This is a genomic window from Ruegeria sp. HKCCA6707 (genome assembly GCF_013033515.1).
Lineage (GTDB): Bacteria > Pseudomonadota > Alphaproteobacteria > Rhodobacterales > Rhodobacteraceae > Ruegeria.
In genome coordinates, this window is sequence record NZ_WQEG01000008.1 from 113,132 (window position 1) to 138,726 (window position 25,595).

The 25,595-nt window shown below is 55.4% G+C and carries 23 protein-coding genes; 7 read left to right on the forward strand and 16 right to left on the reverse strand.

Annotation, left to right across the window (positions count from 1 at the left end; all coding sequences use genetic code 11):
- The gene (locus GOW40_RS17705; RefSeq protein WP_171231110.1) at positions 1-921 is read left to right on the forward strand and encodes a sulfotransferase; all 921 of its coding nucleotides are present in this window, start codon (positions 1-3) and stop codon (positions 919-921) included.
- On the opposite strand, the gene GOW40_RS17710 is transcribed toward GOW40_RS17705, so the two are convergent.
- The 8 genes from GOW40_RS17710 to rfbC form a co-directional block, all read right to left on the reverse strand.
- Complete coding sequence (locus GOW40_RS17710; protein WP_171133142.1) at positions 912-2,252, reverse strand: O-antigen ligase; 1,341 nt, start codon at positions 2,250-2,252, stop codon at positions 912-914. The genes GOW40_RS17705 and GOW40_RS17710 overlap by 10 nt on opposite strands.
- 25 nt (positions 2,253-2,277) lie before the next feature.
- Complete coding sequence (locus tag GOW40_RS17715; protein WP_171133141.1) at positions 2,278-3,225, reverse strand: glycosyltransferase family 2 protein; 948 nt, start codon at positions 3,223-3,225, stop codon at positions 2,278-2,280.
- Positions 3,226-3,437: 212 nt separating this feature from the next.
- On the reverse strand, positions 3,438-5,420 hold the full coding sequence (locus GOW40_RS17720; protein ID WP_171133140.1) for a right-handed parallel beta-helix repeat-containing protein: 1,983 nt from the start codon (positions 5,418-5,420) through the stop codon (positions 3,438-3,440).
- A gap of 292 nt (positions 5,421-5,712) precedes the next feature.
- The gene (locus GOW40_RS17725) at positions 5,713-7,518 is read right to left on the reverse strand and encodes a type I secretion system permease/ATPase (RefSeq protein ID WP_171133139.1); all 1,806 of its coding nucleotides are present in this window, start codon (positions 7,516-7,518) and stop codon (positions 5,713-5,715) included.
- Positions 7,519-7,703: 185 nt separating this feature from the next.
- Positions 7,704-8,576 carry a glucose-1-phosphate thymidylyltransferase RfbA gene (rfbA, locus tag GOW40_RS17730; protein ID WP_171133138.1) on the reverse strand — a complete coding sequence of 291 codons (873 nt, stop codon included), beginning with the start codon at positions 8,574-8,576 and terminating at the stop codon, positions 7,704-7,706.
- Positions 8,573-9,421 (reverse strand): dTDP-4-dehydrorhamnose reductase, encoded by an 849-nt coding sequence (gene rfbD / locus GOW40_RS17735; protein ID WP_171133137.1) that lies wholly within the window; start codon positions 9,419-9,421, stop codon positions 8,573-8,575. Before rfbD ends, rfbA begins: the two co-directional genes overlap by 4 nt.
- Positions 9,418-10,458 (reverse strand): dTDP-glucose 4,6-dehydratase, encoded by a 1,041-nt coding sequence (rfbB, locus tag GOW40_RS17740; protein WP_171133136.1) that lies wholly within the window; start codon positions 10,456-10,458, stop codon positions 9,418-9,420. Before rfbB ends, rfbD begins: the two co-directional genes overlap by 4 nt.
- The gene (gene rfbC, locus GOW40_RS17745; protein ID WP_171133135.1) at positions 10,455-11,015 is read right to left on the reverse strand and encodes a dTDP-4-dehydrorhamnose 3,5-epimerase; all 561 of its coding nucleotides are present in this window, start codon (positions 11,013-11,015) and stop codon (positions 10,455-10,457) included. Before rfbC ends, rfbB begins: the two co-directional genes overlap by 4 nt.
- Before the next feature lie 353 nt (positions 11,016-11,368).
- On the opposite strand from rfbC, the gene GOW40_RS17750 reads away from it, so the two are divergent.
- On the forward strand, positions 11,369-11,785 hold the full coding sequence (locus GOW40_RS17750) for a VOC family protein (protein ID WP_171133134.1): 417 nt from the start codon (positions 11,369-11,371) through the stop codon (positions 11,783-11,785).
- Positions 11,786-11,871: 86 nt separating this feature from the next.
- Entirely contained in the window at positions 11,872-13,377 is a 1,506-nt protein-coding gene (locus GOW40_RS17755) for a malonyl-CoA synthase (protein WP_171133133.1), read from the forward strand.
- 36 nt (positions 13,378-13,413) lie between these two features.
- Here the strand turns inward: GOW40_RS17755 and GOW40_RS17760 are convergent, their stop codons facing one another.
- Entirely contained in the window at positions 13,414-14,493 is a 1,080-nt protein-coding gene (locus GOW40_RS17760; protein ID WP_171133132.1) for an SMP-30/gluconolactonase/LRE family protein, read from the reverse strand.
- A 107-nt stretch (positions 14,494-14,600) separates the two neighbouring features.
- On the opposite strand from GOW40_RS17760, the gene GOW40_RS17765 reads away from it, so the two are divergent.
- Entirely contained in the window at positions 14,601-15,494 is an 894-nt protein-coding gene (locus GOW40_RS17765; RefSeq protein ID WP_171136732.1) for a LysR family transcriptional regulator, read from the forward strand.
- Positions 15,495-15,518: 24 nt separating this feature from the next.
- On the opposite strand, the gene GOW40_RS17770 is transcribed toward GOW40_RS17765, so the two are convergent.
- From GOW40_RS17770 to hisD, 3 genes are read right to left on the reverse strand one after another with little or no spacing between them, the layout of a single operon-like run.
- On the reverse strand, positions 15,519-16,499 hold the full coding sequence (locus tag GOW40_RS17770) for an alcohol dehydrogenase catalytic domain-containing protein (RefSeq protein WP_171136731.1): 981 nt from the start codon (positions 16,497-16,499) through the stop codon (positions 15,519-15,521).
- A complete protein-coding gene (locus GOW40_RS17775; protein ID WP_171133129.1) occupies positions 16,496-17,257 on the reverse strand; it encodes an SDR family NAD(P)-dependent oxidoreductase in 762 nt (253 codons plus the stop codon). Before GOW40_RS17775 ends, GOW40_RS17770 begins: the two co-directional genes overlap by 4 nt.
- Positions 17,250-18,557: a histidinol dehydrogenase gene (gene hisD / locus GOW40_RS17780; RefSeq protein ID WP_171133128.1), complete on the reverse strand. Its 1,308-nt coding sequence runs from the start codon at positions 18,555-18,557 to the stop codon at positions 17,250-17,252. Before hisD ends, GOW40_RS17775 begins: the two co-directional genes overlap by 8 nt.
- A gap of 157 nt (positions 18,558-18,714) precedes the next feature.
- On the opposite strand from hisD, the gene GOW40_RS17785 reads away from it, so the two are divergent.
- On the forward strand, positions 18,715-19,740 hold the full coding sequence (locus GOW40_RS17785; protein WP_171133127.1) for a LacI family DNA-binding transcriptional regulator: 1,026 nt from the start codon (positions 18,715-18,717) through the stop codon (positions 19,738-19,740).
- Positions 19,741-19,756: 16 nt separating this feature from the next.
- Here GOW40_RS17785 and GOW40_RS17790 read toward each other — a convergent pair whose 3' ends face one another.
- The 4 genes from GOW40_RS17790 to GOW40_RS17805 all read right to left on the reverse strand — a co-directional run bounded on the left by GOW40_RS17790 (position 19,757) and on the right by GOW40_RS17805 (position 23,787).
- Positions 19,757-20,488 carry an amino acid ABC transporter ATP-binding protein gene (locus tag GOW40_RS17790; RefSeq protein WP_171133126.1) on the reverse strand — a complete coding sequence of 244 codons (732 nt, stop codon included), beginning with the start codon at positions 20,486-20,488 and terminating at the stop codon, positions 19,757-19,759.
- On the reverse strand, positions 20,488-21,321 hold the full coding sequence (locus GOW40_RS17795; protein WP_171133125.1) for an amino acid ABC transporter permease: 834 nt from the start codon (positions 21,319-21,321) through the stop codon (positions 20,488-20,490). Before GOW40_RS17795 ends, GOW40_RS17790 begins: the two co-directional genes overlap by 1 nt.
- A 1-nt stretch (position 21,322) precedes the next feature.
- Positions 21,323-22,138, reverse strand: coding sequence for an ABC transporter substrate-binding protein (locus GOW40_RS17800; protein ID WP_171133124.1), 816 nt, complete (start codon positions 22,136-22,138; stop codon positions 21,323-21,325).
- Between the two features lie 119 nt (positions 22,139-22,257).
- Positions 22,258-23,787: a caspase family protein gene (locus GOW40_RS17805; RefSeq protein ID WP_171133123.1), complete on the reverse strand. Its 1,530-nt coding sequence runs from the start codon at positions 23,785-23,787 to the stop codon at positions 22,258-22,260.
- A 109-nt stretch (positions 23,788-23,896) separates the two neighbouring features.
- Here GOW40_RS17805 and GOW40_RS17810 point away from each other — a divergent pair, with 109 nt between their 5' ends.
- Together GOW40_RS17810 and GOW40_RS17815 are read left to right on the forward strand one after the other, a co-directional pair.
- Positions 23,897-24,952, forward strand: a complete 1,056-nt coding sequence (locus tag GOW40_RS17810; RefSeq protein ID WP_171133122.1) for an OmpA family protein — start codon at positions 23,897-23,899, stop codon at positions 24,950-24,952.
- 119 nt (positions 24,953-25,071) lie between these two features.
- A complete protein-coding gene (locus tag GOW40_RS17815; protein WP_171136730.1) occupies positions 25,072-25,281 on the forward strand; it encodes a hypothetical protein in 210 nt (69 codons plus the stop codon).
- Positions 25,282-25,595 lie beyond the last annotated feature (314 nt).

Below are 25,595 nucleotides of genomic sequence, written 5' to 3' on the forward strand. Positions count from 1 at the left end.
TTGACCAATCCCCTGCCGTTACTTCATATTGGGTATCACAAGACCGCAACGACATGGATGCAGAACCAACTGTTCGTTCCGCGTCACGGGTTTCGCCAACTGGCCGGGCACCAGACGATTTTTGAAAAAGTCGTAACTCCACATGGGCTGACGTTTACGCCCAAGCCGATGCAGGCCCATATTGAAGAGGCCTGGCAAACACTGAAACCTGGCGAAGTTCCGGTGATCTCGTCAGAGATTCTAAGCGGCCATCCCTTCTTCGGTGGTCGCGAAAGTGACCTTTATGCGCGCCGCCTGAAGAAAATCTTCCCAGACGCTCGTATCCTTGTGTCTATCAGAAATCAAATGCGCATCTTGCCATCAGTCTATATGCAATATCTGTTGCGCGGTGGCACGATGCCCTATGACCGGTTTTTTCGAGAAGAAAATGACCTTGGTTTTTTCTCGTTTTCTGCTGTGCATTTCGAATATGACCGGTTGATCGGACTTTACCAGTCTCTTTTCGGTGTCGAGCATGTCTATGTGTTGACGCAGGAGAGCCTAAGGCAGGATATGGACGAAGCAGCAGAACGTCTGGCCAAGTTCTGTGATAACAAGCGGTTTGAAAGCATACACCCCGACGCTCGCGCAGCGCATACGCCAAGTTACCCCGAATATGCTGTACCGGTCCTGCGCAGAATTAATCAGGTGCAAAGCTCGGTTCTAAACCCCAATCCGTTTCTTCACTTGGGGCATACACCAAACGGTTTGTATCGTGGCGCCGGATATTTGCTAAAGCGCCCATTGGCTAAAAAGCTCTTGGGTCGAAAAAAACCAGTTACGTCTTTTGTAAAAGGTCACTTCTCTGGTCGTTATTCTGACAGCAATCACCGTTTACGGTCTATGGTTGGTGAACAGACAGATCTCAGTAACTATGATTGACGGCCCTGCCGAACCGGAAACCGCGTGTAGTTGATTTTTCTTTTGCTTTCAGTTTCTTTGGAACCGTTTTGATCTTCTTTCGGTTGATAACTCAGAAACCAGCCACCGGTGCCAAGTAGGAAACTATACAAAACAAACGGTACCTTCCAGAAATGTACCATCCAGCCCGCCATAAAAAGACCGACCATCGTAACTATCCATCCCATTCGGTATTGACGCATTTTAGGATCAGTCAGTGGTCGTTTGATTATAGAAATCATCATGCCGAAATACGCAGCCAAGACTAGGAAGCCTGCCGGCAACCCAGCAATCATTGCATAGTAAATCCAGAACATATCGACGCTGTCTGTCAACCAAGCTGGACGAACCCAGTCATCAAACCCAATTCCGAAAAGCGGATTAGCCAGGGCATTCTGCATGCCGTAGTCAAAAATCAGAATTCGCCCATAACCCGTTTGAGCGTTCAGCGCGAAATAGCTGATCATAACTTCAATCGGTGTCCTGTTGGACAGAATATCGACGGCTACGTACCATATTGCCACCAGCCCTGCGAGTATCCACCAACGGCTCTTTACGTCACGCAAAACAACGTCCCAGGCGATCAAACCGAACTGAGCAGTCATTGCCGCGAGGGGCCCTGAAGACAAGGAGAAGAACGCTGTAAGTGCAACGAGACCTGTGCGCCAAATTCGGCCCCACACATCACGACCATAGCCGTAAACATAACACGCAAGTCCGATCAAAGCGCCGCCGTAGACCCCGAAGTGGATCGGGTGTTCGAAAGGACCTTGGACGCGATCGAAGCCGAGCCTCTGCTCGTGGTCGACATCAGGAAATGCACTACCAACATAGCTCCACAATTGGAGCAGAACGTTTTGTGCGGTTAGAGCTTCGATCAGAGCGAATGGCAACAATAGTGAGAAGCAGACAACAAGCAGTTTGGCAACTTTGAAAAATTGCTCTGGCGTCCTAACGAACGCGCGTCCGAGTAAGTAGCAGCCGAGCAATTCGGCGGTATGCACGCCAACAGTTTGCCAAACACCCAATCCATGATTTGCGACCATCGCGATGATGAACCAGGCGCTTAATCCGATCATCGCATAGTCTGCGAAATTTCGCGGCCCGGCTTGCCCTCGACACCATGCGATAAACGCGGGAAAAAACAAAAGCAGAGCGACCGCACGATACGCGAGCAGCTTTATTCCAGCCAGTTCGATCGTGAGAGGCACCAAAAGACTGAACAGAAAAAAGACCACCAGGATATTGAGTTTTGCCCCGGTGTCGCGTGTTTGCGCGCGCGTGTATGTTTCTTCTGGGTGTGTTACAGCCATCTAACCAAAAATCACTTTCCCGGCGTCAATACCCGTCTTGCCATTCCTTGCGCCGATGCCAGATCTCACCCCAGACCGTCGCAGCCTCCTGCCGGCGCAAGAGTTTCAGCCCCACCATACGCGACCAGGGCCACAGCCGAAACATAGATTGTCCGATCCCTCGTTGCCATTTGGGGAAGTGATGCTGGATTAACGTCATCTTTGCCCTTAGCAACCGCACCATTTTGTCCGAGCGTACTTTTTCAGAAGCACCCGCATAGTGGATGATCTGAGCCGTTGGTGTGATGCGTGGACGCGCGCCTTTCGCGCGCGCGCGCAAGCATAAATCTGCTTCTTCTCCATACATGAAAAAGGCTTTGTCAAAACCGTCCAGTTCTTGCCAAAAATCGCGTTTGATCAGGAAGAAACAGCCTGTCACGATATCAACTTCGTACTCGCTGTCACGGTCCCAACCTGGAATGGCTTCTGGGTTGAACAAATCGCTTTTTCGAAACACGCTCGAGAACCCAAGCGCTTGACTGATCACGCCCCACAGGGTCATCTGGTTCCACGCATTTGTCGGGTTCAGCGACATGTCACCATAGTAGGTCTTGCCACCCCAAATCCGCGCTTGTGGGTTTTTATCCGCAAATTCAATAAGATGATTGATGGCGTGATCCAAGACAACCGTATCGGGGTTTAGCAGCAACAGGTATTCGCCACGTGCTCTTAGGGCCGCAATGTTATTGGCCAGAGCAAACCCGTGGTTGTCTTTTTCTGCCATCAATTCGATGTCGGGGAATTCGGTCGCAATCGCCTCGGGCGAACCATCGGTCGAAGCATTGTCGACGACGATCAATTCATAAGGAACTTGGGTCTGCTCCTGAACCGAGCGCAGGCACTCTAGCGTCATGTCTTTGGTGTTGTAGCTCACCACGATTATTGACACCCGCGGGGTGTCACTTGGGTCGATTTGGGTCACTGCTTTACTCATTCAAATTTGGAACCAAAAAAAGGGGTAACGGCCCTGCCCCCTCATTACATATTTTAGGATAGTTTGTAAGGATTTCCCGCGTCCTCGCGCGAAGTCGTCAAAAACAGCAAGAATTATCGCCGGATTGGTTTTAATCAGGCAAGTTTGGCTGGTATCGTTTTTGCCAGACCGAACAAGAAAGGAGCGCGAGTTTCCCCGCGCCCCGAATACTATCACCCAAACACAGCCATCGAGTCGTCGATGACATTTGTTGTGTCAAAGAAGTTTGCTTGGTCGTCGATGCGGAAGTCGTAGATTTCGCCATCAAACCCGTTGCCCCATTTGGGCCCCAGGGTCCAACCCCACTCTTTGCCACCAGCACCGACAAAATCGAGATCATAGCTTTGTTCGTCGAGAACAAGTTCACCATCCACGATCACCTGGATTCGGTCGGTTACTGCATCAACGATGACCGTCAGCTGATGCTCATCGGTATCGTTCAGACCAAGGTCTTTCAGGATAAACCCGTCTGAGAATTTGGAGTCATTGTTCGCAACCTGAATTTCCAGCCCGTCACCAACCAGCGAAACACCAATCTTTTTGTGGTTCCAGACCAAGGCTTCTGTTTTTCCATCAGCAGTGTCACGTTTGAAGTCAATGCTAAACGAAATCTGATCAGAGTCTTCTAGCGGCTTCAGACGACCCAAGTCGGCCTTGTCTTTCACACCATCCAGATAAAGCGCTTTTTCACCGGACGCTGTCGTTATGACTTTGGCATCGCCTTTCAGTGCAGATGTGCCTTCGATATCATCCAAGTCCAATATGTAGGCGTCTATCGCAAAGGAGCTGACATCAAAGTTGGATGAAGAACTCCCGCTGGTATCCACAGGATCAGGGTCAACCGTGACTGTTGTCGGGTCTGTGGTCTGAACAGGATCAGTGACAGCCGTGTCAACCGGGTCAGTAATGACAGGAGTGGTTGTGGTCGGTGTCGAGGTTGTCGGTGTCGAGGTCGTCGGGGTCGAAACTGACGACTGACTTTCTTCAGGATGTGCGAGGATCGCCCCCGCGTTCAGAAGATCGACAATGCTGCCTGGGATCACATCGTAATTGTGGTAAGGCGTGCTATCGTTAAGTGACTGGGCCGTGAAAACGTCCCCATAAAAACCTGCGCCGTTTGGATTACTGTTTTGGATCAGTGCGTTGTCTTGAACATTCCAGTTTGACTGACCACTATACCCGTCAATTTTTGCGACCGCGTTTTGCTCGATAGTTACATTTGTCGATCTGGAGGCGATATTGATCTGTGGTGGTGCCAATGAACCACCTGTCGTCGGCATATTGGGATCGCCGAAAGCCTGTACGATCGTGTTATTGCTGACCACAAGACCATTGGTTTCACCGACCGTGATCCCGTGATACTGCTGATTGTAGATGACGTTATTCTCGATCGTGATGTTCTGATAAAACAAGGACGTGTTGCCTTGTTCAGCCGCCAGATTGCGCATGAAGATCGTTTGCGTCCAACTTCCCTGACCGATGTCAAAGGTGTTGTTTCGGATGACTACGTCCGTCGTCGCTTCGGTTGTTTTGTTCGTCCAGAACTGGATCATATCCCGGTGGTCGCCCGACGTTGGCGATGCTTCAAAGTCGTGGATATAGTTTCCTTCGATAAGGACACCTTGCACCTGTACAAAGTTCAGGCCATCCGAGCGGATCGAGTGGATCTCGTTGTTAGAAACGTTCAGGTTTGTGCTGTCTGTAAATACCGCAGCTTTCCAGAAATCATACATGACATTTCCGGTGAAGGTGATGCCGTCCGACCCATCAACGGCCAGGCCTTTCCCGGCGCCGTATCCATTATCTTCTGCGGTCAAACCACTTGCGACATCCCCATCGAAAGTGGAATTCTGGATCGCGATATTAGAGCTGTTGTTGATCTGAAACGGTTCGTACCAAATCTTGTCACCAGCGCTGAAGCTGTAGTCAAATTCGACGCCGTCGATAGTAATATTCGACGCGCCATTGATATTCATAGTCGAGAAACTGGCGGGATTGCTTGGATCGTCAGAGACGATGCGGACTTCAGAATTGAACGATTTGCTGATGTTCAAAGCGCCGTAATCGCCCCCAGACAAGCGGATCTCATCCCCACCGCTTGCGCTGGACAACGCAGCCGTGAGCTCTGCTGCGTTGGTTACGTTATAGATTGTCATCCGTAGTTTTCTCCTGCTCGGATTTCCATTCCCCAATCAACGGTTATGCGGGGTGGAAACAAACTGCATCTATTTTGTTAATTATCCCTTCGATTACGGCAGAAAGGAGCCGATACTATGGATGATCGGTGGCTAGTTGCTGAAAAATGGAGGTAATTAGGGGTAGTTCCGTGAGCAATCGGCGAAGTTTTGCCGCTGAAATAAGGCAAAATCGTGGAATCCACACATTTCGCTTGCTCATCCGAGTCGCATTCGAGAATCAGTATGTTTGCGACTGTATGCCACTCTGTGGTCAGCTTTGACGTCTTTTTCCAGCCGAGGTTACTCTGCGCTGTCTGGGGGGCAGAGGTGCGATTTTCATCTTTTGCTTTTCTACCGGCGGCGTTGTGAAAACCTCTTCTCGATCACCTTGCTTCAATACACGCCCCTCGTGCAGGATCATCACTTTGTTTCCGGCTTCAACGATACTTGGACGATGTGCCATGGTTACGACGATACTGCCGCGGTTGCGCAGGTCTTGAATCGCTTTGACCAAGGCGGCGTTACCACTCTTGTCCAGATTTGAGTTTGGTTCGTCCAACACAATCAATCGAGGCTGTTTGAAGATGGCTCTGGCCAAACCCAGCTGCTGAACCTGACCACCTGACAAAGGGTAGCCACCCAGACCGATGCGTGTCCTATACCCATCGGGCATATTCTGGACCATATCGTGGATGCCAGCGATCTGTGCGGTCTGAACAATGTCTTGTTCGTCGGTTTGCTCTTCAAAGCCAGATATGTTCTGGGCGATGGTACCGGGCAATAGGTCTACGCGCTGTGGCAAATAGCCGACGGACGGCCTGCTCGAACTATTGCGCTGTGTTACCACCCGGACGCCACCCAGCAAGACCTGTCCGGTGTCAGGTGTCCAGATGCCCACAAGCAATTTGGCCAGGCTGGACTTGCCTGCCCCGCTGTTGCCTATCACCACCAACCCGTCTCCGGGCTGCAGGGACAGTGTTACCTGGCTCAGGATGTAAGGCCGCGTCATTTGTGCCCCGGTTGGAGCGGACTTACTTATCGCATCGACGCGCAATTGGGTGATCAGGTTTGCGGACGGGTCCACCGTTACCGGTTCTGCTGGCACAGCTTGCAACGCCGAAAGCCTGCGATGAGCAGACAACACACGACCGAAAATGCGCCACTGGGTGATAACGTGATCCAGAGGGGCCAAAACGCGACCGGCAAGAACCGATACCGCAATGATCGCACCCAAAGAGATCTGGTGTTGAATCGCTAGAACAGCGCCGGTTGTTAGCAGTGCTGATTGTAAGAAGAGTCGAAAGCCTTTTGAGAACGCTGCAAAATAATCAGAAGTGTCTGAACCTTTGAAAAAGTGCGACATGCTTTGCTGGTGTAAGCGTTCCCAATGCGCGATGACATTATCTTTGATCCCTAATCCGAATATCGTTTCGGCGTCGCGGTGAGCGTGGCGAATAAAACTGCGCTCGTGATTGTCAGCTCGAGTCGCTTGCGAGACGGGCACCTGAGTGAGTTTTCTGTTCAGCAACGCTGCAACGATAACAATTGCAGCACCAGAGATGGTTAAAAAACCCAGCCAGGGGTGGATCCAGAAGACCACCCCTAGAAAAAGTGGTATCCAGGGCAGGTCGAACAACGCCAATACGACGGGGCTGCTTATGAAGTTCCGCATGATCTCGAGATCGCGAAGGGGATCATGCTGAGAGCCTGGCTGTTCGATAGCTTCTACCAGCCATTTTTCGCATACCGTATCGCGTGTTTCGGCATCCAGTTGGTAACTGGCTCGAGACAAGATCCGTGTTCGCCACCACTCGAAGACGCCAAATAGAACAAACAGGATGATCACGAGCGAAAAGAGTTTACCCAGAAGATCCAGCGACCCAGAGGGCAAGACTTGATCGTATACAACGATCATGTAAAGCGGGCCTGTCAGGATCAAAAAGTTGACGATTGCGCTCAGCCCGCCAACTTGCAGGATTTTCGCCCGCAGCTTGTCAATCGCCAGACGGTAGAAATTTTTCTCCGCTGAAGAAGGTCTTTTGATTATTGGTTCAGTTTCTGATGCATCGAGTTTCACTAGTCACCATTACCAAACTGATACAGCCTAAACCGCCTTCAAGTCATATCCGTGATCATCGGAACGGGTTCAGAGCGTGGAATAGAACTCAATATTGTCAAGCCACTATGACACAAATCCATAGCTTCGCAACCGCAGCAGCATATGCTGTCTGCGTTGTATTCAGCTTGTCAGTTGGCTTTGTGCTAGTCCAGAAGCCCGGCCAGGTAGGCGCCATAGCCGTTCTTCGAAAACCGTTTGGCTTGCTGTTCCAGGGCCTCGCGGCTGATCCATTGCTGTTGATAGGCAATCTCTTCGGGACAGCCGGTTTGCAACCCTTGCCGCTCCTCGAGCGTGCGCACAAAGTTTCCAGCGTCCAGCAGCGATGAATGCGTCCCCGTATCCAGCCAGGCATATCCGCGCCCCATGGTTTCGACTTGCAATGCGCCCTCTTCCAAATAGCTTTGCAGAAGCTCGGTGATCTCCAATTCGCCCCTGTCCGAGGGTTTGACAGCACGCGCCCGTTCGGGTGCTGTGGCATCTAGAAAGTAAAGCCCCGTCACAGCATAGCGTGAGGGCGGAACCTCGGGCTTCTCGATGATTTCACGGGCGCGCCCGGCTTCGTCAAAGGCGACCACGCCATAGCGTTCGGGATCGGCCACGTGATAGCCAAACACGGTGCCACCAGAAGGTTTCTGATCCGCTGCGGCCATCAGAACCGGTAGGCCGTGGCCGAAAAAAATGTTGTCGCCCAGGATCATCGCCGACGGCGCGCCGTCCAGAAACGCTTCGGCCAGGATATAGGCTTGCGCCAGACCATCCGGGCTGGGCTGAACCTGATAGCTGAGCGAAATACCCCATTGCGACCCGTCGCCCAGAGTTTGCTGGAACTGATACTGATCCTGCGGGGTGGTGATGATCAATATATCGCGGATACCGGCCAGCATCAGCACGCTGAGCGGATAATAGATCATGGGCTTGTCGTAGATCGGCAGCAATTGCTTCGACAGCCCCATCGTAATCGGGTAGAGCCGCGTGCCGCTGCCCCCGGCCAGGATGATCCCTTTGCGATCCGTCATCCGGTTTCTCCTAAGTCTTCCAATATCTGTGTCAGCTCTTGACGCCAGTCGGGTCGCGTAAGGCCAAAAACCTTTTCGGTTGCGCTGCAATCCAAGCGCGAATTCAACGGCCGCGTTGCAGGGGTCGGGTAGTCCCGGGTGAGGATATCCGTGACCGAACAGGTGATCTGCGTGCGGCTGAATATCTCGCGCGCGAAATCGGACCAACTCGTTTCAGGCCTACCCGAAAAGTGATAGATGCCGGATTTGTTCGGATCGGACATCAAGCCCTCGGCCATAATGATACAGGCCGCAGCGATTGCGCGCGCCGAGGTCGGGGCGCCGATTTGGTCGCTTACGACGGTCAGATCATCACGGTCGCGTCCAAGCCGCAGCATGGTCTTGATGAAATTACTGCCATGTGCAGACACCACCCAGGAGGTACGCAAGATACAATGATAGGCCCCGGCAGCCATGATCGCCTGCTCTCCGGCCAGTTTGGTGCGACCATAGGCACCCAGTGGCGCGGTCGCATCCTGAGGTGTCCAAGGCGCGGTGCCGGACCCGTCAAACACATAATCGGTTGAGATATGAACCAGCGGGATGCCCAGATCGGCACAGGCCCTTGCCATGGCCCCCGGCGCGTCACCATTAATAATGCGCGCAGCCGTTTCTTCGTCTTCCGCCCGGTCAACCGCCGTGTAGGCTGCCGCGTTGATTACCGCCGCGGGTTTGGTATTGCGTATCGCCTGCGCGCAGCTTTCCGGATCAGAAAGGTCTGCAGCGGCTCGATCCAGGCAAGACACGTTGGAATAGGCGGCCAGTTCCTGCGCCACCTGCCCCGTCTTGCCAAACACGAGGATCACGCTTTTACTCCCAAACGCTCGCCCACACCCTGCCGGTTTTGTAGTTCGCGCCACCACTCCTCGTTGTCCAGATACCATTGCACCGTAAGCTCCAACCCCTGTTCAAGCGTGACAGAGGGGCGCCATCCCAGCTCGGTTCTTATCCGGGTCGGGTCAATGGCATATCTAAGGTCATGACCGGGGCGGTCGGCCACAAAGGTGATCTGGTCTGCGTATGACCCGCCGGTGGGGCGTTTTTCATCCAGAATGGCGCAGATCATTCGGACCAGATCGATATTCTTGGCCTCGTTCTCACCGCCCACATTATAAGAGCGACCGTTCTGTCCCTTTTGCAGGATGGTCAGCAGCGCGTCGGCATGATCTTCGACATAGAGCCAATCGCGGATATTCTCTCCCTTGCCGTAAACCGGGATCGGTTTGCCCGCCAGAGCATTCAGGATAACCACAGGGATCAGCTTTTCGGGGAAATGATACGGCCCGTAGTTGTTCGAACAATTCGACAGGACAACCGGCAGCCCATAGGTCTCATGCCAGGCGCGCACGAGGTGGTCGCTGGCCGCCTTTGACGCCGAATAGGGCGAGCGGGGATCATACGCGGTGTCTTCGGTAAACTCACCGGTGTCGCCCAGCGAACCAAAGACCTCATCGGTCGAGATATGGTGAAACCGAAACCCGTCGGGCTGACCTTTGCCATGCCAATAGGCGCGGGCGGCTTCAAGCAGCGTGTAGGTGCCGGTGATATTGGTCTCGATAAAGGTGCCGGGTCCGTCGATTGAGCGGTCGACATGGGATTCGGCGGCCAGATGCATCACTGCATCTGGTTGATGTTCGGCAAAAACCCGGTCCATTGCGGCACGGTCACGAATGTCGGCCTGCACGAAACTGTAGCCGGGGGCTCCTGCCACACTTGCCACATTGTCCAGGCACGCCGCATAGGTCAGCGCGTCCAGATTGACCACGTGATGCCCCTGCCCGATGGCCTGGCGCACGACCGCCGACCCAATGAAGCCGGCGCCTCCGGTCACGATGATCTTCATGCCGTGCCCTCCCATATGAAGGGGCTGTCAAAGTTGTCAAACCTTGCGGCCTGTGTGTCTTTTTCAGACAGGATCGCGGGCTTGCTCAACCCCCAATCAACCCCGCAGCTGTCCCAGTGAACTACACCGTCACAGTCGGGTGCGTAGAAATCGGTGCATTTATAACAAATCTCGGTGTTAGGCTTCAGCGTAAGAAAGCCGTGCAAAAACCCCTTTGGGACCAGCAATTGGCGACCGTTCTCGGCCGACAGCTCAACCGAGATCCATTTGCCGAAGGTGGGCGAGCCTTTGCGGATATCGATCGCCACATCCAAAAGCGCCCCACGACCGCAGCGCACCAGTTTGTCCTGTGCATGCGGTGGGGCTTGAAAATGCAACCCGCGCAACGTACCCGTTTCAATCGACAGAGAGTGATTGTCTTGTACGAAATCAAACTCTATCCCATGGGTGGCCAGCGTGTTTTTGTTCCAGCTTTCGCTGAAAAAACCGCGCTCGTCGGAGAACCGCTTGGGTGTTAGAACGACAACCCCCGGCAGAGCGGTCTCTTCTACTTGCATCAATCAGTACCCTTCTTAAACTACTCGAACTCTTAACAATGGATAAATGCGTTGTCACTAACGCTACACGTTACCTGCCACAGCCCTTGGACGGTGTTGAAAAAAAGTGCAATACAATCATCGCCAAACTCATATCTATAAAGCGAGATTATTTTTTCTTACGGATCTATTTGCGCAACAGTCTACTTGGTATTCGGAAAATTGTTCGCACATATCGCGTTTTTTTGGGGTTGGGTCGTTTTGTGCCTGGAAAGTGTGCCGGGCCCCTACCGAGAACACCGAAGTAGCGCTCACATCGCACCTTTTGTGTAACACCACCTTCGCTAGGTTAGCAGACCAGAGGACCCATCCCGATGATTGCCTATGTTACTGTCGGCGCTGACGATCTTGCCAAAGCAAAACGGTTCTATTCTGCGTTCTTGCTTGCGTTGGGCTATACGTTGGACGAAGGGCCCGAGGGGCTCAGCTTTGCGCTGCCAGTCGCGCCCGGTCAGCGACCTGTTTATCCAGACTTCTATGTGAAACCCCCGTTTGACGGTGCGGCGGCCTCGACCGGTAACGGGGCGATGGTGGCTTTCGAGGCAGGCAACCAGCAGCAAGTGCGTCGACTTCATGCCGCCGCCCTGGACGCAGGCGGTACAGATGAGGGTCAACCAGGTTTTCGCCCCAACTATGGGCCACAATTCTATGTCAGCTATCTGCGGGATCCGCAGGGCAACAAGATTGCGCTGTTTTCAAGCAACCCAAATGAGCCTGGGCGCGATGGTTAGGCGGGCACCCCGACTGACCAATTGAACTGGGCCTCACATGGATCGTAAACAGCCCCGTGCCTTACCAGACGAAAGTAACATCTCGAATGTCCAACCTTCTTTATGACGCACTCTTCGCACCCCACGCGACCAATCCCTCCTGTTTCATAATCCGCGCGGGCATAGCTGATCTCAGCTATGCTGAATTAGTTGCACGCGCCGCTCAGTTTGCGCACGCCCTGCAAGCAGCCGGTGTGCATCCGGGGGATCGTGTGGTTGTGCAGGCGCATAAAACGGTCGAGATGGTATTGCTTTATGCGGCGACGCTTCAGGCCGGGGCTGTGTTTCTGCCTTTGAATACCGCCTATAAACGCGATGAGGTCGCCTATTTCGTCTCTGACGCGGCCCCTAAGCTGCTGGTCTGTGACCCGTCAACGTCTGAAGCGTTGGGGGACATCGCCGCGCAAGCCGGTGCCCGGCTTCTAACCCTTGATGCGGATGGGCATGGAAGCCTGAGCGATGCGGCGAAAGGCCAACCCTCGCGGTTCGAAACCGTACCCCGAACGCCCGGCGACTTGGCGGCGCTGCTTTACACGTCAGGCACCACGGGCCGTTCGAAAGGCGCGATGCTGAGCCATGAGAATCTGCTGTCCAACACCCAGGTGCTGACGGATCACTGGCAGATCACCGCCAAAGACCGTCTGATCCATGCTTTGCCGATCTTTCACACCCACGGTCTGTTTGTCGCGCTGAATACCGCGCTTTATGCCGGATCACAGGTCGTGTTCATGCCCGGCTTTGACGCTGATGCGATCCTCAACGCTCTGCCTGATGCAACCATGCTGATGGGTGTTCCCACCTTCTATACAAGGCTTCTGAATGACCCGCGCCTGACCAAAGAGGCGGCCGCAAATATGCGCCTTTTTATCTCGGGCAGTGCACCGCTTTTGGCCGAAACCCACGAGGCTTTCACCGCCAGAACCGGGCACCGTATTCTGGAGCGGTATGGGATGACCGAGACCAATATGAACACGTCAAACCCTTATGACGGCGAACGTCGCGCGGGCACCGTTGGCATGCCCCTGCCCGGCACAGACGTGATCGTGACCGACCCTGAAACCGGTGCCCCCCTGCCCCAGGGCGAGGTTGGGATGATCGAGGTGCGCGGTGCCAACGTGTTCCAGGGCTATTGGCAGATGCCGGAAAAGACCGCCGAAGAGCTGCGGGACACAGGATTCTTTATCACCGGTGATCTTGGGCAATTCAGTGCAGATGGCTATCTGACGATTGTGGGCCGGTCCAAGGATATGATCATTACCGGCGGCTACAATGTTTACCCCAAAGAGGTCGAAGATGTTTTGAATGACATCGATGGGGTGCTGGAATCTGCCGTTTTTGGCGTGCCGGATGCGGATTTTGGCGAAGCGATTGTGGCTGCCCTTGTCGCCGAACCCGGGGTGGCGCTCTCCATCGATCAGATCGCTGCGGTTGTGAAAGAAAAACTCGCGCGGTTCAAACATCCCGGTCGGTATGAGATTCTGACAGAACTGCCCAGAAACACGATGGGGAAAGTGCAGAAAAACCTGCTGCGGCAGGAGTACGGCGCCCGCTGAACAAGTTGGACCGCCGGTGACGGCGGTCCAATCATTTTATCGGCCGCTGATCCCCGTACCCAGGGCCGGGAACCGGACAATCTTGTAGGTCCCGATTGACGCGTCTTCGCCCCCGTTCAGCACCGGTGAACGGTGAAGTTCGTTGATCGTGGCATAGACATATCCATCAACGCCCATCGCAAAACCGTCCGGCCAGGGCAGCCCCTCATCCGACTGATACAACACCTCATAGGTGCCGTCGGGTTTGGTGACACCCAGAGCATTGTCGGTCATCGCGGTGATATAGACATTGCCATCCGCATCAACAGTTGATCCATCCGAGATGACCTTGTCGCCATAGCGTTCGACCTTGGCGGCCAGATCCGCATCGCTCAGGCTTTCATCCAGCAGATCGGTGGTGCGGACACGGTACATCGCGCTGGCCGTCATTGGCGCGAAATAGACCCAGGTGTTGGTCGGATCGATGGTGATCGGGTTGATCCCGATCTTGGCGGGATTGCCACCCAATAGGATCTCGCGCCCGTCAATGATCATTGGCGTGTCTTCGGGAATGGTGAACTGGCTGCCCTCCAGAACCCGTCGGGCACGGCCGGTGTCCATGTCGATGACGATAATGGCTGAGTTCTGCCCGTCACCGGTATCCGAGATGTAGATCGCGCCGTGTTCGCGGTCGATGGCCAGATCGTTCAGGAACGATGTTGCGCGCGCAGCGGGCTGTCCGACATAAAAAATGGCGTGCAGCTTTTCGGCCTTGGTGTCCCAGCCGACAACACGACCGGTTTGCCCTTCGCCCTGCCCGTCGAGCATCCACAAGATGCCCTCACGGTCGGCCCGCAGACCCAAAACACCGCGCAAACCGTCGCCGTCCTCGACAGGTGCGCGAGCCCATTCCTCGGTCGGATAGGGCTTGGTTGTGCCGTCGGGCATCACCTCAACCACCCGCAGTTCTGGGCCATAGAATTCATGCACAGACATGAACATCCGGCCATCAGGCCCAATGGCCAAATTACCCGGAGGCATATCTTTTGGAAAATCCAGATAGGTTTCCAAACCTTCGGCATGGCTGATCCCGGTCAGCGCCACGCTCAACCCAGCGGCAAACAACAGTTTCTTCAAGGCAGTCTCCTCCGTTTACTTGGCGAAGGGATAGATCAATTGAATAACTTGGATAAATAGGCTCAATATGGAAACCTGTGTTCGAAATAATCGAATGATCTGACCGAATGTATAGCATCGACGACCTAAAGACGTTTGTAGCCATCGCTGACGCACAGGGTGTCACGGCAGGCGCAAAGCGGGTGGGCATTTCACCGGCCACCGCAAGCCACCGTCTGAACAAGCTGGAAATGGCGCTGAAACTGACGCTGTTCCATCGCAATAGCCGCATGTTGCGGCTGACCGATGAGGGGCAGATATTCTTTGATCGCACACGGATCATTTTGGCCGACTTGACGCAAGCCGAACGGGACGCCGGAAGCGGGTTGGCACAGCTGACGGGACATCTGCGGGTCACAATGTCACCTTGGGTTCTGTCGCGTTTCATCTTGCCGGGGCTGCCGAAATTTCGGGCGCAACATCCCAACCTGACCTTCGAATTCCTCGCCGTGGATCGGTTTGTGTCTCTGTCGGCCGAGGGGCAGGACTGCGCCATCCGTGTGGGCAAACTCGCCGACAGCGCCATGGTGGCGCGCAAGCTCAGCGACAATCACCGGGTGATCTGCGCGGCGCCTGAATTTCTGGCCCGTCATAATCTGACACAATCGGCAACCGATCTGTTGCAACACCCTTGGGTTTGCCTGCCGTGGCAGACCCGGTTGTCCCTATGCGATGCCAAAGGCCGCAGGCGGGATGCCACAGTGAAATCGAACGTTCTGGTTTCCAATTCCGACATGCTCACCGACGCGGCGGTTCAGGGGCTTGGGCTGGCAATCAAATCCCGCCTCGCTATCCAGACTGAACTGGAAGAGGGCCGCTTGATCGAAGTTGCGCCGGGTTCGTTGTGGGAGGCCGAGGCCCCGATCTGGTTTCTGTTCTCACCTGAATCGCGGGCGGGCCAGAAGAACAAGATCTTTGGCGAGTTTGTCTCGACCTGTTTTGCCGGACACACACGCAACTGACCCTTGGTCAGAGCGGTTGGATGCCTAGTCCCAGGGTCTCAGGATGATTTTGGGTGCAGGCACCTCGCCTGCCCGCAACTCCCGGAAGGCTGCAGCCCCATCAGAGAGCGGCCGTTCTTCTATCCAGCTCAGCGCGCCTAGCCGGCCGTCATAGATTGTCTGCGCCGTGTCGCGAAAATCCTGATCTGTATAGGTGTAAGTGCCGATGAAAGTAATCTCCTGCAAAGTCATCCGCCGCACATCAAGACCGCCCGCGCCGTCACCCAGACCCACATGCGCGATCACACCTCCGGGTGCCGCCAGCGCTGAGGCGGTCTCGCGCGTTGCGGCATAGCCTACGGCGTCGATGACCAGCGGGTATTCCCCATTGGCTGATTGGGTGGTCTTCAGATCATCAATCTCGTCCAGATAGGCACGGCGCAGGTCGTTTGGCTCGACTATTGTGACGTCGCCAACGTTCATCGCCTTTAGCGCCAAGGCCGCCGCCACCCCAATGGCGCCACCCCCAATGACCAGTGCACGGCGCTCCATCGCCGGGTGCAAAGCCTCAAGGCCCAGACGCGCCGCGTGCCAACTGACGGCCAATGGCTCAGCCAGAGAGGCTTTGGCCAAAGAAACGTGGTCCGGCACCTCAACCAGATTGCGCGCGGGCATGGCCACGTATTGCGCAAAGGCCCCTTCGCGCGGCGGCATCGAGATGATCTGCCGGGACGGGCACAGGTTTTCGCGGCCCGAGGTGCAATAGGTACAAGCCCGACAAGACACCAGCGGGTTGATTGTAACCCGTGCCCCATCCTGCGGGCCGCCAACGATGACACCTGCGGCCTCATGGCCCAGGATCAAAGGCGCGGGCCGCCGTGCATCATGCCCCAGATAGGCGTGCATGTCAGACCCGCAAATGCCAACGGCGTCAACGCGGATCAGCTGTTCGTCTGGTCCGGGGACCGCATCCGGGACATCCCTATGCACGACCTGTTCAACGCCTTCATAGACCAAAGCTTTCATTTCGCCGTAAACCCCCCGTCGACCATCAGAACCTGCCCCGTCACATAGTCGGACGCCTGCGAGCAGAGAAACAGGATTGGTCCGTCGATATCGTCCATCCGACCATTGCGCCCGATACAGGTTTGGGCGGCATTGCGTGCGGATCGCTCGTCGTCATCAAACACGGCCTGGGTCAGTTCGGTCGGGAAAAACCCCGGCCCTATGGCGTTGGCAGTGATACCGAAAGGTGACCAAGCCTCGGCCATCGCGCGGGTCAGCTGGCCGATCCCTGCCTTGCTGGCACCATAGGCGATGCCCCCCGGAAAGGCACGCGTTGTTTGCAGTGATGCAAAGGTGACGATCCGCCCCCATCCGCGCGTTTTCATGGCGGGCACTAAGGCTTGGCTCAGAAAGAACGGAGCGCTCAGGTTCAGCGCCAAGGTTTGATCCCATCCATCGACAGTGACGTCATCCGCCGCTTCGCGCGTGTTGACGCCTGCGGCATGCACCACAATGTCCGGCGCGCCGAACGGGTCGGATATCTGCCGAGCCAAGGCTTGAACCTGATCCCGATCCGCCACATCTACTGCAATCGCCGCGGCGGAGGGGCCTATTTCATCCTGCAAACGCGCCAACGCTTCGCGACGGCGCGCTACAGCCACCACCCGCGCACCGGCAGCTGCCAGGGTCTGCGCGGCCTGGCGGCCAAGGCCCGAGCTGGCCCCCGTGACGCAAGCCACCCGCCCCGTCAGATCGAACAGGCGGCGCGGATCATCCATCTGCGGTCAGGTCGAACTGCTCATCCGGGAAATATTTGGCCAGGCGGACATCTGCGGCACGGGCGTGCCCTTCCATCCCCTCCAGGCGCGAAATGCGCGCGGTGGCTTCGGCAATCGATTTCGACCCCTCACGCGTTGCCCGCTGCCAGGTGACGATTTTCATGTACTTATGCACACTCAGACCACCCGTATAGCTGGCCGCGCCCGAGGTTGGCAGCACGTGGTTTGTGCCGGTGGCCTTGTCGCCATAGGACACGGTGGTTTCTTCACCCAGAAACAGGGATCCGTAACAGGTCAACCGATCCAACCACCAATCCAAATCTGCGGCCTGAACTGTCAGGTGTTCCGGCGCATATTCATCGGAACAGGCCGCCATTTCTTCCCTGTCCGAACACAGGATCACCTCAGCATAGTCGCGCCAGGCCGCAAACGCGTTCTCACGATTCAACTCGGGCAGAGCTTCGATCAGAACGGGCACCTGCTCCATCACCTGTTCAGCAAGCGCGCGATCATCGGTCACCAGCCAGACGGGTGAGTTATAGCCATGTTCCGCCTGACTGACCAAATCGGTCGCCACCACATGGGCATCGGCCTGACCGTCTGCCAGAACCAAGCTGTCGGTTGGCCCCGCGATCATGTCGATGCCGACCTTGCCGTAGAGAATGCGTTTGGCTTCGGCAACGAACTGGTTGCCTGGACCCACCAGAATATTCGCTTTGGGCAAACCGAACAGCCCATAGGTCATCGCTGCCACGCCCTGCACCCCGCCCATGGCCAGAATGCTGTCGGCCCCGCAGATATGCGCGGCATAGACGATTGCTGGCGCGACTCCTTCGCCGGGGCGCGGCGGAGAACAGGCGGTGATATGGCGGCACCCGGCCACCTTAGCGGTGGTCACTGTCATGATCGCACTGGCGATATGGCTGTATCGCCCGCCCGGCACATAACACCCTGCCGCATCCACCGGGATCGCCTTTTGCCCGGCGACAAAGCCTGGCACGATCTCCATCTGCACGTCCGATACGGTGGCTTTCTGTGTCTCGGCAAACCGGCGCACATTGTCATGCGCAAAACGGATGTCGGCTTTCAGCTTCTCCGGCACTTGCGCGATTGCAGCGTCAATATCGGCCTGTGTCAGTAAGACATTGCCATCGAACTTGTCGAACTTGGCTGCATATTCCAGCGCCTTGGCATCTCTTCCGGTCTCGATATCCGCGAGGATAGTTTTGACTGTTTCATGCACTTCGCCTGCATGAGACTGAGAGGTTAGCGTTGCCTTTTTCAGATAGTCACGTGGCATGGTTCAAAGATCCCTCAACAAATGTGCCGCCCTCGCGCAGAGGCGTGGACGTGCAATGTAAGCGCTTACACGCAAAATGCAAGCGCTTGCATTTGGGCTTTTCCCCAAATTCGAAAACCGCTACCTTCTTTGGTATTGGCAAATCAAGAGTTCAGAAATGTCGAAACTAAATGCGGCTCCGACCCTTGGGGATGTCGCTAAAAAAGCAGGAGTGTCCACAGCCACCGTTTCCCGCTGCCTCAACGATCCCAAACGTGTGGTCGAGGCGACCCGTGAACGGGTGATGTCGGCGGTCGAGGCCCTGGGCTATACCCCGAATTTCGCCGCCCAGGTAATGGCCGCCAAGCGCAGCCTGACCATTGGTGCGATCATTCCAACAATGGAGAACGCCATTTTCGCTCGTGGTTTGCAGGCGTTTCAGGAAGAACTGCACAGTCGCGGCTATACCCTTTTGGTTTCAAGCTCGGCCTATGATCCGAAGATCGAGAAGGAACAGATCAGAACCCTTGTGGCCCGCGGTGCGGACGGGATTCTGTTGATCGGGCATGAACGGGATCCGGCGATACATGACTATCTTGCGCGGCAGAACGTGCCCGCTTTGGTCGCTTGGTCTTATCGTTCTGACGCGCCGCTACCATCAATCGGGTTTGACAATCGCGCGGCCATGTTTGATCTGACCTGCAAGGTGCTGGACCACGGCCATAAGAGTATCGCGATGATCTCGGGCATCAGTTCGGGGAATGACCGAGCGCGTGAACGAATCGAAGGATTTCAAGCGGCGGCAACGGCGAATGGGCTTGATCCGCAAGCCTTGCCGATCATCGAAAGCAGCTATGATATCGAAAGCGGGGCTGCAGCCTTCTCCAAATTGATAACATCGACGCCGCGACCAAGCGCGGTCTTGTGCGGCAATGACGTTCTGGCCGCTGGTGCCATAAAGCGAGCTACCGAAATGGGACTGCACGTGCCAAATGACGTTTCCATCACCGGGTTCGACGATATCGAACTGGCGCGCGTGGTCAGCCCAGCTCTGACAACTGTGCATGTCCCGCATCGAAAGATGGGGCGCAGAGCGGCGGATATGCTGATTGCAATGGTTGAGGGCAGCTTTTCGGGCACGTCGAAACAACTTGAAACGCACATCATCGAGCGCGCATCGCTGGGACCGGCGCGCGTGACCTGATCACGCGTATAGTGGGCTATTTCAGTGCCCGCGCCAAAAACGCCTGAGTGGCTGCCTTTTTCGGGTTTCCAAACAGTTCCTCGGGGCTACCCTCTTCTACGATACGACCGTCTTGCAGGAAACAGACCTTGTCGGCGGCCTCGCGCGCAAAGCCCATCTCATGTGTTGCCATGACCATCGTCATCCCCTGCTTTTTCAGCATCAAAAGCACGTCCAGAACTTCACCCACCAATTGCGGATCAAGCGCCGAGGTGATTTCGTCAAACAGCATCACCTCGGGCTGCATGGCCAGGGCGCGGACAATCGCGACGCGCTGTTGCTGACCGCCCGACAGTTGATCGGGATAGTTGTGCATTCGGTCGGCCAGACCAAATCGTGCAAATAACTCCTCAACCTCGGGCAGCAATTCGGCCCGCGATTTGCCGCGCACGCGACGCGGGGCAAGCATCACGTTTTCAATGGCTGTCATATGCGGAAAGAGGTTGAAGCTTTGAAACACGATCCCTATCCGCGCCCGCACCGATTGCGGATCCAAGCCGGGGACGGCAATATCTTCTCCGTCAAAGAAAATCTCACCGTCTTCGATGGGCTCAAGCAGGTTGATGCAGCGCAAAAGCGTGGACTTGCCCGCGCCTGAGGCGCCGATCAGGCAGACCATCTGCCCTTCTTCAACATCCAGATCGATACCGTCGCACACGGTTCTGTCGCCAAACCGTTTGACAACGCCGCGCAGTTCCAGTTTTGCCATTACCGTCTCTCTCGCATCTGGCGCGCCATCAGGTGATCGGCATAGCGCGTGGCCGGAATGGTCACGATCAAAAAGATGATCGCGGCTCCAACATAAGGAGTGAAATTCGCCAGTAGCGACTTGAAAACACCGGCCTGGCGAAAGATCTCAACCGGGCCGATAAAACTGAGCAGCGAGACGTCTTTTTGCAGCGCGATCAGCATGTTCATCTGCGATGGCACCACATTGCGCACCGCCTGAGGCAGCACCACATCGCGCATCACCTGCCGTTCGGACAAACCCAAAGACAGCGCCGCCGCGCGTTGGCTGTGATGTACGCTGTCGATGCCCGACCGGAAAATCTCGGCCACATAGGCGGAATAGGTCAGGATCAGCGCCAGCGAGCCCCAGATATAGGGTGAGTTCCACGGGCGCGGCAGGCCCAGACCCGGGATGCCGAAACCGATCAGATATACGGTCAGAATAACCGGTACGCCGCGAAAGATATCTGTGAACGCAGCACCGAATATGCGCAGCGGAAACAGCGCCGGGGATTTTGCGTCTCGTGCCAGGGCAATAAGCAGGCCCAAAACGGCAATGGCCGGAGCAGACCAGGCAAAGATCATCACGTTGATCCGAAACGCCTCGAGCAGTTTGGGAAAGGTCTTCAGCAAAACCTCACCGTTGAAAAAGCTCAGCTGCACCTTCTGCCAGCCCGGTGCCAAGGGCACCAGAAGAACTAAAGCTGCCAACACAAAAACAGTGCTGCTTGCGGCGATGATCAAAGACCTGCGCCGCTGCTGCGCCTCATAGCGTTCGCGGCGGGTCTGCCCCGCCGCCTGTGATTTGGTCATGTTACTTGATCAGCGGAACACCGGTGGTGTCCTGAAGCCATTTTGCCTCGATCTCTGCAAGCTTGCCGTTGCTGTCCAGCGCCGCGATGGCCTCATCCACGCAAGCCTTGAGCGGGTTGCCATCCTCCATCAACATGCCGAACTGATCGGGATTGTCGCTGGCATCAGCTGGGAATTGACCGATCACCTTCGAACCCTCGATCATCACCGCGCTCAGGAACAGAGCGGTCGGCAGGTCGAACAGGGCCGCGTCAATCTGATTGGCCGAGATGGCCGCGTTCACATCCGCATTGTCACCATAGAGCAGTGGATCGTTGTCGGGTTGGATCACACTTGCCAGTTTCGGTACGGCAGTGGTTGTGCCCACAGCCCCCCATTGCAGCCCTTTCAGAGCTTCAATGCTTGGTTCGGTTTCAGTGGCGTTGGGGCCAACCAGCACAGCCATGGGCGCGGTGTAGTAGGGTGCCGAGAAATCGACCACTTGATCCCGTTCCGGTGTGATCGAATATTGCTGCATGTTCACATCAAACTCTTTCGCACCCGGTTGAATCGCCTCATCAAACGAAGATCGCACCCAGACCACGTCCTCGGCGGCGAAGCCCATTTCTTCGGCCACAGCATAGGCCACAGCAGCTTCAAACCCTTGCCCGTTTTCCGGTGCGTCATCCAGAACCCAAGGGTAATAGGCCGGATTACCGGTCGCGATGGTGAATTTGCCGTCGGTCAGCGTTTTGCCCGCAGCACAATGCCCATCTGCAAAGGCGGCAGTAGACAAAAGTGCAAGGCTTGTCGCGGCAAGGGTAAGCGTCTTGGACATGGGCACGATCCTTTTGTTGGTGTCGTGCCAAGGTAAATCCGTGTCCCTTGTCTGTCCAGCAGGTTGGCGGTTGCAATGTCGCGTTCAGCTAGTCTGAAACTGGACAATGCTACCTTAAGCTACACTTGGCATCCATCCAATGCCCAGCGACGCAAATTGACTTTCAGACCGCCGCCATAGGGGTGTTGTTTCGCGACATTTCCTGCCGCCGGGCGTTCGACATAGGTTTGCGCCTGATCGCATAAGGCTTCAGCGGTCCATTGATGGCAATTGGAGCAGCTTTGATCTTTCCACAGCTCCTCGGGGAGCCCGTCGATCGGAGGGAATTGAGGCGAGCCCGCCACCAATTGATTGATCGATTGCCCAAGCACATACGAGTTTCCAAATGTCAGTGGAGAGTCGAGCGTTAGAACGATGTCGGCAGAAATCGCCCCTTTGTTTTCTGCGTCAGGCGCCTCGACATTGGGCTCGGCTTTGCGCGTTACCGTTTCTTCACCCAATCGTAGGGCTGCCATGCGTTCGACGGCATCATCGGCGAAAACACCGTCCGGGAAGCTGTGAAGATAAACCTCGTATGAATGAATTGTGTCGTCTGTGAGCGCCAACTCATACATCAGTCGATCTGTTTCAGTTGCCTCGGCCTTGAGTTGTTCTGGGTCTGAGTCTGTCGCGGCGGGCCTAATTGGTGTGCCGAAAGACTCGGCCATGACAGATTGCAGTAGGTCCGCCGCGTCAGTTGAGTGAACGCTGTTGGGATAGGCTCTCATAAACAGCATGATCTGTACGGGGTCGCGAGAGCTATTGGCTGCTTGCCACAGATCCTCTTCACTTTCGTGCTGTGTGATTTGCGTTTGTGTTTCGGTCGAGAAGGTAAAGTCCAAGGTCAGCGATGAAGTATCCCAAGGTGTTTGCAGGCCACGGGTTTCTTCCAAAACATCCACTCGGACCTTCTTGAACAACTGTTCGATCGCCATACCGGGCGTATCGATGTGTTTGGCAAGGCTTAGGGTAAAGGGGCTGTTTCCGGTTTCCCCGTCCAGCGCCACCCCGCCCGGGTCGGTCGCGTAGGCCAGGAATGTTCCGGTTGGAGCCTTCATTTCGGCCAGGCCGTTGTCGTCCATGTCCACAAGATCTTCGAACGGATTGTTCCGGCAGGCGTCGAGAATCACAATATTTGTCTTGTTTTTTGCCGAAGCCATCTGATGCAGAACTGAGCGCGCTTCGACCGCCATCAGATCGAGGTCGGCCGGGTCGTTCAGAGACACGTCGATCGGCAGAAGATAGTTCGAGCCGAAAGACTGCACGCCATGCCCTGCATAATAGAACAGTCCGACGGCGTCTTCTCCACCATTGCGCAGATCGCGCCCGAATTGTGCGATGGCGCGTTTCATATCCACTTGGTGGCTGTCGGATAGATGTCGAACCTCGAATCCAAGGCCGGTCAGTTTCTCGGCGATCAGCGCAGCGTCATTCACAGGATTGTCCAGGGCCGAAACAGATCCATATGCCGAATTGCCGATAACCAACGCGATGCGCGGTTCGGCCCAAGCCTGCAGGGCCCAGCAAAGGCTTACCAGCGAAACCAAAATTTTGACTACGTGACGCACGTTCGGTCCCTTGAATCCCTTTTTCCATTCAGCCCGTGACATGGGCGCACCAAGCTGAGTCGGATCTGACTAGCCAGCTTTTTTGACTTTGTTGTGGCTCGTTCCTGTCTTATTCAATTTGGGGGCAAAAAAGATAGGAAATAGTTCACACATGTCACATTCAGGCTTGGTGCGATTAGTTTTTACCATTTTGACGATTTTTGCGGCCAATTCCACATGGGCACAGAGCATTGATCCTTTTGAATATGGATGGGAACTGGATGCTAGGTCTTCCGAACTGCAGTTTTTGTCGGTCAAAAAGAACTCGATTGCCGAAAATAGCGGTTTTGCAACCCTATCTGGTGTGATCAGCCCAGAAGGCGCAGCAGAGATCCGTGTGCAGATGGATAGCGTGGACACCAAGATTGACTTGCGCAATGTGCGTATGCGGTTCTTGTTCTTTGAAACCTTCAATTTCCCCGAGGCCGTGATCACGGCACAGCTGCCCCCGGAAAAGCTGATCGATCTGCATCAGACGCGGCACAAGATCATCGACTTGCCGTATCAGCTTTCGTTGCACGGTGTGACCAAGGAAAGCACCGCACAGGTTGCGATCACATTGGTCGACAATGACCGGGTCGCAGTGGCCAACACCACCCCGATCGCGATCGCCTTGACGGATTTCAACCTTGAAGAAGGCCGTGCCAAGCTCGAAGAGGCGGCAGGCGTCGACATTCTGCCCTTTGGGTTCATCAGCTTCGGGTTTGTCTTCGACCGCGCCCAACCCGGCACCCCACCGCAGCTAGAGCTGGTTTCGGCCACGCCCGGAGCTGCCGCGCTTGAGACCAAAGGAGATCTGGATCGCGAAGCTTGCGAAGGTCGGATGGAGATCCTGTCGCGCACCGGCAATATCTATTTCAACTCAGGCAGTGCGCGGTTGTCGGATGCTTCGATCCCGCTGTTGACCAATCTTCATGATATCGTAAGCCGATGCCCAGATCTGACGATCGAAATCGGGGGCCACACAGACAGCGATGGTTCGGACGCCGCCAATCGCGCGCTCAGCGAACGTCGGGCACAAGCGGTCAATACTTATCTGGTCAATCAAGGTATCGCACCGGAACGCCTTGTAACCGTCGGCTATGGCGAGAGCCGCCCGGTTGTCTCGAATGACACGGTTGAAGGCAAACGCCGCAACCGCCGGATCGAGTTTGTACCGATCAACTGATACCCGCGATTACGTCTCTGGAACTCGCTGAAGAAACTTTAACCTTTCGGTGGGGAAGACCTCATCGAAAGCTCTGATGTTCTTTCCTGAACAAGGTCTGAATATGAGAGGAGTCTGAGATGGCTTTTGCCGAACACCGAACCCCGGGACAATTCTTCAGCTGGCTTGTCGGGCCTGCCGAAGAACGCAAAGCACAGCAGGCACTGAAAGCTGAGAAAAGGCGCAAGAGACTAGAGGAAAACCTCAAGGTGGCTCGCGACCTGAGCGCTTCTGGCTATTTCGACGAGCTGCCGCCTGAGGGGTATTATTACCGGCACTACTATTTTTGACCTGGTTTACCGCCGTGCTTAGACGTCAGGTAGCGTGAACACGATCCTTCGGTTTTGCCACCGGCCGCCGCCACGGAACAAAGCCCGGCAATAAAGGTAGATTCCGGTAAGGGGGCAAGATTGTAACATGCTCAAATCCGGCGATGGTGACGAATTGAAGCTATTGGATTCTCTACCTCATAACATTTGATTTTGCTAACATATTAAATCTACCAGAAAACCACTTGTTCAAATTGGAGAGCAAAGGTCTGCATTGCGGTGCCGATTCAACTGATCGCCGCAACACACTCTTGGAACTTCTCTGCGGGTGAGAA